Here is an 11,361-nt window from a genome sequence, read left to right on the forward strand (position 1 = left end):
ACCCCTCACGGCTTTTTAATTTACATGGCTGCCGTTTTTGCCTTGCATCGTTTCTCGTTCGCTGCACCACCCTGCCATGTAACCGTGAACGGGCCCTGTAGCCCAAAACTTTCATATCTGATGGCTTCCTTTACGAGCCCCATGGAGGACCTCTTTACAGCCTTCGTGAGTTCAGAAATTAAAAGAATGGCTGCACTAGTGAGTTCTCACGGGCATGTTTAGTAAATTGCCGTAAAAAAAGCCGTAAAGTAATCGAGGCCCAATGCATAGATATAATCTTATATTTCTTATTTTGATAACAATGTGCGTAGTGCAGTGCCAGACCAAACCCACCCCTAAACCTAAAATAGCACGCATAGCGCAGCAGGCGTTTCAGGAGTATGGCTCGTACAAAGAACCCGCTATTGTAACCCGTCGGTTCAAACACGAGCATATCGTACCCCTGTTAGAGCAACTGAAACAGGACCCTCTCTTTGATGTCGATGTAGTCGGCCGTTCTGTGGAAGGGCGCGCCATATACCTGGCAAAGGCAGGCACAGGAAAAACCAAGGTGATGCTCTGGTCGCAGATGCACGGCGACGAGTCCACCGCTACCATGGCGCTGTTTGATCTTTTCAACTTCCTGCAGCAGTCTGACGAACTGGACCCCATCCGGAAGCAGATCCTTGAGAACACCACGCTTTATTTCGTGCCCATGCTGAACCCGGACGGCGCCGAGTACTTCAAGCGCCGGAATGCCCTGGACATTGACCTGAACCGCGATGCGCTGCGCCTGCAGTCGCCGGAGGCACAGCTGCTTAAAAGCCTGCGCGACAGCCTTGATCCGGAATTCGGCTTTAACCTGCACGACCAGAGCCGCTACTATACCGTGGGCACCACCTCCAAACCGGCCACTATTTCGTTTCTGGCCCCTGCCTTTGACCACGCCCAGACCGTGAACGAGGTGCGCGGGCGGGCGATGCGTACCATCGTGGGCATGAACAAGGAGCTGCAGCAGCTGATTCCGGGCCACGTGGCCAAGTACGCCGATAGCCACGAACCGCGTGCCTTTGGCGATAACATTCAGAAGTGGGGAACGAGCGTGATCCTGATCGAGTCCGGCGGGTACAAAAACGACCCGGAGAAACAGCATATACGCCGGCTCAATTTTGCCTCCATCGTGTCGGCGCTGCACCTGATCGCCGGCAAGGGCTACGCACAGCACGAGCTGGACGAATATTATGACATCCCGGAAAATGAGCGCTATCTATATGATGTGGTGCTGCGGAAAGTGAAGTACGCGGACGAGGAGCGGGATTACCTGTTGGACGTGGGCATTATGCGGGACGAAGTAAGGGCTCAGAATGACCAGGGGTTCTACCACCGCAGCAGTGTGCAGGAAATCGGGGATATGAGTGTGGCCTATGGCTACGAGGAGATAGACGGCGAAGGGCTGACACTGGTGCCCGGCAGGGTATATGACCAGCCTTTTGACAACCTCAAGGCCCTGACAACGGAGCGTACGCAGGAACTGCTGGAGGATGGCTTCACCACCGTGCGGGTAAAAAGGCTTTCCGCCGCTAACGTCAACACCGTAGAGCTGCCCCTGAATGTAACCACGCTCTCGGGGAGGGTAAACCATGAGCTCGACCTGTACAGCGATGCGAACTTTGTCTTAAAAGACGCCAAAGGCGAGGTAAAGTATGCCATCGTGAATGGTTTTATATATGATTTGGCCGGTGAGAAACCCGGGCTTTTCCATGGCTTGGTGATGTAAGCGCATCACCGGTTGCCGTTAGTAGTTTCATATTGCCCACTTCGGCTGTTTCGCATCAATTACACTATATGAGATCAGAGAGGCTGGTTCTGGAAAAATTCAGAGAAGAGGATTTTGGCAACTATTACAGGTTAGCGGGCAATGAACTGGTCATGCGTATGGTTACCGGGAACGCGCTGTCACAGCAGGAAGCGGAGGAGAAGTACAAGCAAATTTTAGCGGTTAATCTCAGCCAGGAAGAACTGGGTTACTTCGCGGTGAAAACGATCGCCGCAAACAGCTGTATCGGTTTGGGCAAGATCGTGCTGACTGATCCGGAAGAGGCTGAAATCGGTTACCTGCTGCTGCCCGAAAGCTGGGGGAAAGGGTATGGCGGAGAAATAGCAAGGCTCCTGGTAAAGCACGCCCAGGGCCTCCCCTACCTTAGAACCCTGTCCGCAATCATCGACCCTGCCAATACAGCATCCAAAAGAATCCTCGAGAAGCTTGACTTCAAGTTATTTTATGCCGGTGCGTTGGACAACTTACCGGCAGAGCTATATAAACGTCCCCTTTAGACGCGCCTTCCTCGCTGCCAGCATCCTTCGCCTCACCATTCCGGTAACGCACAGAGCCGGTATTTTTTTATGCAAGATGGCTTTGTATCTTACAGGTTCATTCCATACCAACCTTAAACTGCATGGTTTTAAATTACCTATGGGCGGCTTTCTTCCTGATCGCTTTCTGCCTTGCCCTGTTTCAGCTCATCTTCTTCGGGAACATCGAAATCTTCCAGAAACTGGTCGCCAGCACCTTCGACAACGCAAAGCTCGGCTTTGAGATTTCCCTCGGCCTCACCGGCGTCATGACCCTTTGGCTGGGCCTGATGAAGGTGGGGGAGCGCGGCGGCATCATCGCCATCTTTGCCCGTATCGTCGGCCCCTTCTTCAACCGCCTGTTCCCGGAGATCCCCAGGAACCACCCGGTGTTCGGCTCCATCCTGATGAACTTTTCGGCGAACATGCTTGGCCTCGACAACGCCGCCACGCCCCTCGGCCTGAAGGCGATGAAGGAGATGCAGGAACTGAACCCGGACAAGGATACCGCCTCAAATGCGCAGATCATGTTCCTGGTGCTCAACACCTCGGGCCTTACCCTTATCCCCATCAGCATCATGGTGTTCCGGGCCCAGTTGGGAGCAGCCGATCCCTCGGATATCTTTATTCCCATCCTGCTGGCCACTTTTTTCTCCACCATGGTCGGACTGATAGCCGTGGCGCTCTACCAGCGCATTAACCTGTTCAACCCCGTGATCCTGGCGTATCTGGGCAGCCTGATGCTGCTGATCGGCGGGCTGATCTATTATTTCAGCACCATCCCGCAGGAGCAGATCAGCGTGATCTCGACTGTTGCCAGCAACGTGATCCTTTTCTCCATCATCATTGCCTTCATCGCGCTGGCGATGGTCAGAAAAGTAAACGTGTATGAGGCGTTTATAGAAGGGGCGAAAGAGGGGTTCTCTGTGGCCATCTCCATCATCCCGTACCTGGTGGCGATCCTGGTGGCCATCGGCGTTTTCCGGGCTTCCGGCGCGCTCGAGATACTGGTGAGCGGGCTTGGTTCCCTTTTTGGGATGCTGGGCATGAACACTGATTTTGTGCCGGCCCTGCCGGTAGCCTTCATGAAGCCGCTGAGCGGCAGCGGGGCCCGCGGCATGATGGTGGAAGCCATGAACACCTATGGGGTGGATTCGTTTGTCGGGCGGCTGGCGTCGGCCATCCAGGGCTCCACGGAGACCACGTTTTACGTGCTGGCCGTTTACTTCGGCTCCGTCAGCGTCCGGAAAACGAGGTACGCGCTCACCTGCGGTTTATTGGCGGACCTGGCTGGTGTCATTGCCGCCATTCTCATCTCCTACCTGTTCTTCCATTAAAGCTATAGACGGGAAATAAAACTTGGGTCACCAGGGTATATATAAACTCACGCAGCATCGCATCAATGATTTCTTTCACTTCTAATTCGTTTGGGTAAGGTAGCCTAACAACGCACCCTGCATCAGCTTTAAATAGCCGGTGCAGGGTGCGTTGTTTACATCAGGCCAGGAATACTTTCTCCTGATATAGAAAGCCCGGTTTATAGAGCGTTACTCGTACAGCGAAGCGGCGCGCAGATCCAGCAGGGCGTCCTGGGGCCGGATGCGCTTTGCGCGCAGAAAGCGTCCCCGCTCGTAGGCATCGTAGTTCTCCGCCTCCGGATTCATGCTGCTGATGCGCACCCTGCCCGAGGCATGGATAAACGTCATGCCCTCCCCGAGCCACATGCCCACGTGCACCACCCGCTCCGGCTTGCCCTCGGCGGCGGGCACCCCGAAGAACAGCAGATCGCCCGGGCGCAGCTGTTGCCAGCCGCCAGCGGTATCCACCACCTCTCCTAAATGGATTTGCTGGGAGGCATCGCGCGGCAGCACCAGCCCGTTCATGAAATAAACTGTTTTGGTGAAGCCGCTGCAGTCCACGCCTTTAAAAGAGGTGCCGCCCCACAGGTAAGGCAAGCCCATCAGGCGCCTGCTCGTCTGCACCAGGTTCTCTTCCGTCGGTTGCCGCCTGGCTACCCAGTCTTCATATAGAACACCGCTGCCGGACGGTATATAGCCGGTGCGCCCGTCCGGGAACACCACCTTATAAAAACCAGCCTGCTCACCCTCCAGCACCAGCACATCGCCATATACCAAATCTGAGACGGTGGCTCCATTGCCATCTGCCGCGGCATAGGCAAAGCCGTACGGGTCGGTGTACAGTAGCTTTGGGCTTTGCTGCCAGTTTTTAAACCCGGCGCTATCCAGCAGCGTGATACCGCCTGCGTCTACCCAGGCTATATACTCATCCGGGGTCTGCACCAGGTACCAAGTCCCGTCCTTTTTCCAGACCTGTATTGGGGTGCCCAGGGTGGCCTGCGTTGCTAACTCGGCGGCGTGCTTCGGCTGCGTACGCAAGTTCGCCACCGAAATGGTGACGAGCGCCCGGTGCCTCCCCTCCAGATCGGGGGCAGGCAAAACGTGGATGCTGTCCTGGAAAGGGATGTTGGCGGCCTGCAGGCGTTCCAGGAGTGCCGCCTTCGCCTCCGGCAGGTTGGTTTCACCTGAGAGTACGTGACCAAGCGCCTCCACCTGAAACAAGACCGTGCGCTTGTCCGGGGCATATTGTTGGCGAACGGCGTCAATGAGAGTTTGTAGCATCATATCGGTTGAGGAAGATGGCAAAGGGGTACGGCCGCCGGCGCAGGACATCAGCAGGGCCAGCAGCAGGAAAGTGAAACATTTTTGCAACGGAAACGGGAGCCTGTTCATAGCGCAATCATGGGGTGCTTAGCGTACAGTATATACAATGTTTTGATCACGTATGAAGTTCCTGCCTGCCCTGCTGCACCACATTAAAAACAAGTTACGCTATTGCCTCTGATGCGCGGGAAACAGTCCAGGTATTGGAGACCTCCACGACTTTGAGCCTTGGTTATACCAATTCCCCCTTTCAACGGATGCTACTCAGGGAGCTACCATCTGCATCAGCAAACCGCATATATAGGCTGCGTACGTGCCGATGGCATAGCCGAAGATGGCCAGCAGCACCCCAACGGGCGCCAGCGCCGGATGGAAAGCCCCGGCCACGATCGGGGCCGAGGCGGCCCCGCCCACGTTTGCCTGGCTGCCCACCGCCAAGAAGAAAAAGGGGGCTTTGATCAGCTTGGCCACGATAACCAGTAACAGCATGTGCAACGTGATCCAGATAAAGCCAACCAGAAACAGGCCCGGGTTGCTCAGAATGGCGGTCACATCCATCTGCATCCCGATGGTGGCGACAAGGATATATAGAAACACACTGCCGATGCGCGAGGCACCTGCGCCTTCCAGCTGGCGCACCTGGGTAAAAGACAGCATAATACCGAAGGCTGTGGCCAGCACCACAAGCCAGAAGAACCCCGATGTCAGGCTGAACTGCTCCAGCGACGGCGCATGCGTGCTGATCCAGGGCGCGATCAAATCAGCCAGGAAGTGTGCGCCACCCGTTACACCCAGGCCTACGCCCACAATCAGCATGGTGTCGGTTAACGTGGGAATCCGCATAATGCCGAGCCTGTATGCCTCCACCTTCTCCTTCAGGTGGTTTACCGCGGCATTGTCCGCCTTGAAGCACTTGTCTATCTTGTCTGATTTCCCGACGCCATACAAAAGCACCGCCATCCAGACATTGGCCACGATCACATCCACCGCTATCACGGCAGAGAAAAGGTTGGGGTTCGGCTGAAAAACCTCGTACATGGCCAGTTGGTTGGCACCGCCGCCAATCCAGCTGCCTGCAATAGTGCTCAGGCCACGCCACACCGCATCCGGCCCCTGCCCGCCGACGATCTCCGGCGCAAAAGTGGACACAATCAGCACAGCCAGCGGCCCGCCCAGCATGATCCCGATACTCCCCGTGATGAACATCAGCCCGGCTTTGTGACGCAGCTTCCAGATTTCTTTCAGGTCGAGGCTGAGGGTGAACAGCACCAGACTGGCAGGGAGCAAATACCGGGAGGCCATCTGGTACAGCGCCGAATGCTCCCCGGAGATGACACCTGCGGAGTTCAGCAGGCTGGGGATCAGGTAGCAAAGGAGCAGCGAGGGCACCACGGCATAGAACTTCCTGAAAAAAGGGCGCTTGCTAGAGGATGTCTTAAACACAAAGGCAAGAATCAGCACCAGGATTCCCAGCACAACGGCATCGTTCGTAATCAGCGGGGTTTGCTCAGCTACTTGCTGCATAAGTTATGGGTGTAGAGGTATATGATGATCTGTGGGTTAAATAACTGGGTAATGGCAAAGCAAGTGTTGAGCTGTGCTATGCTGGCACAAAACTATTGATTAATTCTGTCAGGTGCTGCATATCGTCCGGTGTGTGCAGGCTGTTCAGGATGACGCGCGTGATGGGATCGTGGGCGGGTGTTGGGTAGCGGAAACTGGAGATCAGGACCTTGTGCTTCTGCAGGTACGGGCACAGCGCGTGGCGATCGGTATAAAACACCGGAAAATCGTCGAAAAAATGGAACATCTCCGGCCTGTCGAGCCGCTGCTTGAACCGGGCGACGTTTTCGAACAACCGCTTCCGCGCTGCTTTATATACCTCCTGGCTTTGGAGGAAGGCGAAGAGGTAAGCGGGTACAGCGGGCGAGGCACCTCCAAAAAACGGGTTCTCCCGCAGCTCCGCAATCAGCCGCGCGTCCCCCAGAATAACACCGGCCGGAATGCCGAATGCCTTTCCTAGCGAACTGACCACAATGGGGCGCACGTACGGCACCATCGGCAGCTGGCCATATATACCGGCTCCCTCTGCCCCGGTCACCCCAAAACCGTGGGAATCGTCGATGACCAGGGTGTACTGCTTCTGCGGAGGCAAAGCGGCTAACCAGCCAAAAGAGTGGTTGCGGGCGTGCAGCGGGTCCAGGGAATTACAGACGAGCACGATATGCTGCTCCGGCCTGTACATCATCTCCTGAAGCAGTCTTCCTACCCATTCCTCAAACACCTGCCCTGCATCCGGCGCATCGGTCGTGTCGCGCCAGACCGCCGGATGCGTGCCCGGGCCATATATAAAATGGCCGCGGCCCAGCAGCGCCTGCACCAGCACCTGCCCCGCCAGCAGCCCCGACGAGAAAGTGAGCGCGGCCTCCGCCCCGGTATATGCGGCAAAAAAGCGCTCTATTTCGTCAAACACCTGCAGTTGCAGGTTCGAGTTGCGCGAACTGGAGTAGTTGGTGCCATACCGCCCCATGCCCTCGAGCAGCCTTTCCCTGAAACCCGCATCCTGGGAAATGCCGAGGTAGGAGGTGCCGCTACAATACAGGTACTCTTCGCCGTCCACACGCAGGGTGCGTCCCGGCAGTTCATCAGCAAAAAGGTATCCGGAGGCAGACATCAGGCTAACAGCGTGGCCCCGGTGCCGTTTTCAGTACTGAAGCTCACTTTGCCGTAGTCAATCGTCACGCCGGAAGCGATGTCTTCGCGCAGCAGCAGCGCGCCATCCATGTCCACGTAATCGAGAAGCGGCAGGAGCTGCGCGATGGCCGATATGCCGATGGACGACTCCGTCATGCAGCCCACCATCACCTGCATACCCAGCTTCTTGGCCTCGGCGATCATCCGGCGCGCCGGTGTCAGGCCGCCGCATTTCACCAGCTTGATGTTTACCCCATGGAAGCGCCCCTGGCACCTGGCCACGTCTCCTTCGGTGATGCAGCTCTCATCGGCAACCAGCGGCAGGGCAGAGCGTTTATATACCTCCAGCATGCCCTCCAGATCAGTGGCCGGCATTGGTTGTTCTATAAACTCCACCCCCAGTTCCTTCAGCTGCTGCGAATTCGCGATCGTCTCCTCCACACCCCACGCCCCGTTGGCATCCACCCGAAACACCGCGTCCGTGTGCTTGCGCAGCTCTTTTACAATGGCGACATCCTCGTGCGTGCCCAGCTTGATCTTGTAGAGGGGCCACGGGCGTTCCTGTAGCTTCCTCACCATATGGTCTACCGTGTCGATGCCGATGGTATAGTCGGTGAGCGGCATTCGGCTCGCGTCCAGGCCCCACAGTTTGTACAGCGGCTGCCCCTGCATTTTACCGAACAGGTCGTTGGCGGCCATATCCAGGGCACAAAGGGCAAAGGGATTTTCAACAAGCATAGGCTGCATCTGCGCCCAGTACGCCTCCGGGCTGGTGAGCTCCGTTGTCTCGATCCGCTCCCGGAGCTTTTCCAGCGCCTGCGTCATATTCCCGATCGTGAAGCCATAGTATGGGTTGCTGGTGGCCTCGCCATAGCCTTTGTACTGCCCCTGCTGCAGCTCCACGATCAGCGTTTCCTGCACATCGCGGGAGTCGTAGGAGATGGTAAAGGTGTGTTTCAACGGGAGATCGAAATTCCGGATCGTCAGTTTCATATTCGTTTTATTTTGTAAAAGGTGTTGAGGGCCTGCTCAGTATTTCTCATGCACTTCCGTCATGATGCGCACCATTTCGTTTCGGATGGCGGAGGTGGACACGGCGTAGTTGTTGTTCATGAAACTGAAGAGCAGCAGCTTCCCGCTTTTCGTGAGGATGTAGCCGCTCTGGTTGTGCACATGCGACAGCGTGCCCGACTTGCCAAACACAAACGGTACCTCCGCTTTATATATGTTCTGGAAAGAACCCGGCTGCCCTCCCGCTGCCAGCAGTGGGAGCAAGCGTTCCCGGGGCCTCTCCTGCAACAGCTTCTGCAGCAGGAAAATAATGCTGCGCGGCGTGAACAGATTCTTGGTAGATAACCCTGATCCGTCCACCCAAACCGCCGTATCGGGCAGGTCCGTCAAAAAGTTTTCCAGTGCGTAGGCAATGCCGCGCTCCACGGATAGGGTATCGGATATAGTGCCGGAGCTGAGTACCATCAGCTGCTCGGCCAGCAGGTTGTCGCTTACCTGCAGCATCCGCTTATATACCGTGTCGGCGGGCAGGCCATAGAGCGTTTGCGCCTGCGCAGGAACGGGCCGCCTCACCCACTCCACAGGGCGCTTGAGGGTATCGGCCAGCAGCTGCACCGTCATTTCAGGAGAGGTAATGAACGGCACCTCCACCGAGAACGCGGCCCTGGCGTGCCGGGGGTAATAGGTCAGGTTGTTGGCGCGCCAGTCCCGCACAAACGCATCGCCCTGCGCGGTCGCCGCTGTGTCGGTTTTCACGAGCGGCTTGAACCAGGCCGGGGCAATCCGGAGGGCGCTGGTATCGCTCCGGGCGAACTTGACCACGTTGCCGTGGATGGGAAAGACGCTCCGCTCCGGCTGGTAATAGTAGTTATAATCATCCCAACCCCAGTTGATGGCGAAGGGCGTGCTGGCAAACGGCGCCTCTATATAGTACAGCTTCTCCGGCCGGTTCTTCAGGAAATCATAGGCGATGGTGTTCTTCACGTCCATGTGCGTGAAGGTAGGGTCACCGGTCCCCCAGAACAACAGCGAATCACCGTGCACCGCATACTTTAACGCCGGAAGGGTATCTCCGAGCATTTTCTGGGCGGCGTAGAAGGTAAAGAGCTTGGTGTTGGAGGCGGGCACAAAATACTTGTCCGCGTTGTGTTCCACTACCATACGGCCCAGTTCCGGGTCATAGAGCGCAAAACCCACAAAACTCTGCCTCAGCACCTCCGACCCGGTGACCTGCCGCTTGATTTCGGCCGGCCCATAGGGAGGCGCAACCGCAGAAGGTGCCTGCCGGGAAGTGCTGCAGCCTAGCAGCAGGAAAGCACACAGCCCTAACAGTATATATAAACGGGCGTGCGGGGAAAGGAGCGGAAAAGACAGCATGCTATATATACTTTTTATACAGGTTGTAGAGCACAATCTTGTCCGGCTCCGTGAGTACGGCCGTGGTATCGGTTTGTATAAAATGAAGCTTGAAGGCCCGTATGGCCGCTCCCATATCCTGTGTGTCATACCCGATGATGCGAAGCGCCTCCTGCGGATCGAAATGCTCCGGGTAAAAAAGGGGCTCCCCTACAACAGCACTGTCAGCGGTTACGAGGCTTCCGGTTGCTGCGCTGGTGTCTGGGGCCAAAGCGGACTTTTCTGCGGGCAGCGAGGCCATATAGGAAGCATATGCTTCCAGCACATCCGCGTCGTACCACAGGCCATACCCGTTCCGGGCCAGTTGCTCCCAGGGGAAATACTTGTTCGGGTCTACTTTCCGGACAGGGGCGATGTCGGAGTGGCCGATGAAGTTGGCTGCCGGTATCTTGTACGTATCCTTGAGCATGGCCAGCACCTGCAGCAGGCTGTTAATCTGCGCCTCCGGGAAAGGCTCCGAACCATTGTTGTCGAGCTCTATCCCGATGGAGGAGGAATTCAGGTCCGTGGAATTGCCCCATTTGCCGGATCCGGCGTGCCAGGCCCGCAGGAGATCGTGCAGCATGTGGTATACTTTGCCGTCTTTCCCGATCACGTAATGGGCGCTTACCTCCGTCTCGGGTTTGGTGAAGGTCCTGAGGGTTTGGCCGGTGGAGTCCTGCTCGGTGTGATGGAGGATGACATAATTCGGTCGGCGCATGCTGAAGTTGGTGGTGCCTACCCAGTAATCGCCCTGCGGAATTGACTGCTCCCGGGGCGTCGGTGTCGGATAGGTCCGGAGCTCCTCCGCATAAGCCTTCACCTGCTTACGGTGCAGTTTGTTGGTGTCGGCATAAGGGTTGGAGGTACACGAGGTCACCACGCCGGCCAGCAGCAGAAAAAGCACCGTGGGTGCGTCTTGTCGCAGAATGGGGGTTCTCATCAAACTAAAGTAACAATATCTTTCATAAGCCGCAATTGCCGGGTGCCGCTACCGCTTCCCCATTTGTTGCTGCCGCATCAGCTTCCGCCTGAAAAAGCCGGCGGTGGCGTTGCCCACCTTCAGCACGTTCGAGAACTTCAGCCAGTGGTGCGGGTCGTCGCCCAGCGGCGGCAAGTGGGTGGCTTCGCAGGATTCGCTTAACCTACGGTTAAAAGCTGCCTGCTCACCCTTCATGTTGGACTCTAATCAGAAACAGCTTGAAAAATATTTTCAGATAGAAATTTGCCTGTATCGGGTGAGGCTTCA

General features: G+C 56.6%; 10 protein-coding genes. 3 read left to right on the forward strand and 7 right to left on the reverse strand.

Translation table 11 applies throughout. The annotated features are described in order from the left end of the window. Window positions 1-301 precede the first annotated feature (301 nt). From ABD920_RS15305 to ABD920_RS15315, 3 genes are all read left to right on the forward strand, one after another. Window positions 302-1,756 carry a M14 family metallopeptidase gene (locus ABD920_RS15305; protein ID WP_345160266.1) on the forward strand — a complete coding sequence of 485 codons (1,455 nt, stop codon included), beginning with the start codon at window positions 302-304 and terminating at the stop codon, window positions 1,754-1,756. Window positions 1,757-1,824: 68 nt separating this feature from the next. After that, window positions 1,825-2,313, forward strand: coding sequence for a GNAT family N-acetyltransferase (locus ABD920_RS15310; RefSeq protein WP_345160267.1), 489 nt, complete (start codon window positions 1,825-1,827; stop codon window positions 2,311-2,313). Window positions 2,314-2,435: 122 nt separating this feature from the next. Further along, window positions 2,436-3,668 carry a nucleoside recognition domain-containing protein gene (locus ABD920_RS15315; RefSeq protein WP_345160268.1) on the forward strand — a complete coding sequence of 411 codons (1,233 nt, stop codon included), beginning with the start codon at window positions 2,436-2,438 and terminating at the stop codon, window positions 3,666-3,668. 210 nt (window positions 3,669-3,878) lie between these two features. Here ABD920_RS15315 and ABD920_RS15320 read toward each other — a convergent pair whose 3' ends face one another. The 7 genes from ABD920_RS15320 to ABD920_RS15350 all read right to left on the reverse strand — a co-directional run bounded on the left by ABD920_RS15320 (window position 3,879) and on the right by ABD920_RS15350 (window position 11,289). Then, the gene (locus ABD920_RS15320) at window positions 3,879-4,973 is read right to left on the reverse strand and encodes a C40 family peptidase (protein ID WP_345160270.1); all 1,095 of its coding nucleotides are present in this window, start codon (window positions 4,971-4,973) and stop codon (window positions 3,879-3,881) included. Between the two features lie 303 nt (window positions 4,974-5,276). Next, a complete protein-coding gene (locus ABD920_RS15325) occupies window positions 5,277-6,536 on the reverse strand; it encodes a DUF819 family protein (protein ID WP_345160271.1) in 1,260 nt (419 codons plus the stop codon). A 76-nt stretch (window positions 6,537-6,612) separates the two neighbouring features. Further along, on the reverse strand, window positions 6,613-7,686 hold the full coding sequence (locus ABD920_RS15330) for an aminotransferase class I/II-fold pyridoxal phosphate-dependent enzyme (protein ID WP_345160272.1): 1,074 nt from the start codon (window positions 7,684-7,686) through the stop codon (window positions 6,613-6,615). Further along, window positions 7,686-8,699 (reverse strand): dipeptide epimerase, encoded by a 1,014-nt coding sequence (locus ABD920_RS15335; protein ID WP_345160273.1) that lies wholly within the window; start codon window positions 8,697-8,699, stop codon window positions 7,686-7,688. Before ABD920_RS15335 ends, ABD920_RS15330 begins: the two co-directional genes overlap by 1 nt. Window positions 8,700-8,735: 36 nt before the next feature. After that, the gene (locus ABD920_RS15340) at window positions 8,736-10,094 is read right to left on the reverse strand and encodes a D-alanyl-D-alanine carboxypeptidase (protein ID WP_345160274.1); all 1,359 of its coding nucleotides are present in this window, start codon (window positions 10,092-10,094) and stop codon (window positions 8,736-8,738) included. A gap of 1 nt (window position 10,095) precedes the next feature. Then, a complete protein-coding gene (locus ABD920_RS15345; RefSeq protein ID WP_345160275.1) occupies window positions 10,096-11,055 on the reverse strand; it encodes an N-acetylmuramoyl-L-alanine amidase in 960 nt (319 codons plus the stop codon). 48 nt (window positions 11,056-11,103) lie between these two features. Next, window positions 11,104-11,289 carry a hypothetical protein gene (locus ABD920_RS15350; RefSeq protein WP_345160276.1) on the reverse strand — a complete coding sequence of 62 codons (186 nt, stop codon included), beginning with the start codon at window positions 11,287-11,289 and terminating at the stop codon, window positions 11,104-11,106. Window positions 11,290-11,361 lie beyond the last annotated feature (72 nt).

Origin of the sequence: Pontibacter saemangeumensis (assembly GCF_039541895.1) — a bacterium.
Classification (GTDB): domain Bacteria; phylum Bacteroidota; class Bacteroidia; order Cytophagales; family Hymenobacteraceae; genus Pontibacter; species Pontibacter saemangeumensis.

Excerpts from the sequence above, each read along its gene's own strand:
- ABD920_RS15305 (WP_345160266.1), top strand. The coding sequence starts at position 302 with ATGTGCGTAGTGCAGTGCCAGACCAAACCCACCCCTAAACCTAAAATA.
- ABD920_RS15310 (WP_345160267.1), top strand. The coding sequence starts at position 1,825 with ATGAGATCAGAGAGGCTGGTTCTGGAAAAATTCAGAGAAGAGGATTTT.
- ABD920_RS15315 (WP_345160268.1), top strand. The coding sequence starts at position 2,436 with ATGGTTTTAAATTACCTATGGGCGGCTTTCTTCCTGATCGCTTTCTGC.
- ABD920_RS15320 (WP_345160270.1), bottom strand. The coding sequence starts at position 4,973 with ATGATGCTACAAACTCTCATTGACGCCGTTCGCCAACAATATGCCCCG.
- ABD920_RS15325 (WP_345160271.1), bottom strand. The coding sequence starts at position 6,536 with ATGCAGCAAGTAGCTGAGCAAACCCCGCTGATTACGAACGATGCCGTT.
- ABD920_RS15330 (WP_345160272.1), bottom strand. The coding sequence starts at position 7,686 with ATGTCTGCCTCCGGATACCTTTTTGCTGATGAACTGCCGGGACGCACC.
- ABD920_RS15335 (WP_345160273.1), bottom strand. The coding sequence starts at position 8,699 with ATGAAACTGACGATCCGGAATTTCGATCTCCCGTTGAAACACACCTTT.
- ABD920_RS15340 (WP_345160274.1), bottom strand. The coding sequence starts at position 10,094 with ATGCTGTCTTTTCCGCTCCTTTCCCCGCACGCCCGTTTATATATACTG.
- ABD920_RS15345 (WP_345160275.1), bottom strand. The coding sequence starts at position 11,055 with ATGAGAACCCCCATTCTGCGACAAGACGCACCCACGGTGCTTTTTCTG.
- ABD920_RS15350 (WP_345160276.1), bottom strand. The coding sequence starts at position 11,289 with ATGAAGGGTGAGCAGGCAGCTTTTAACCGTAGGTTAAGCGAATCCTGC.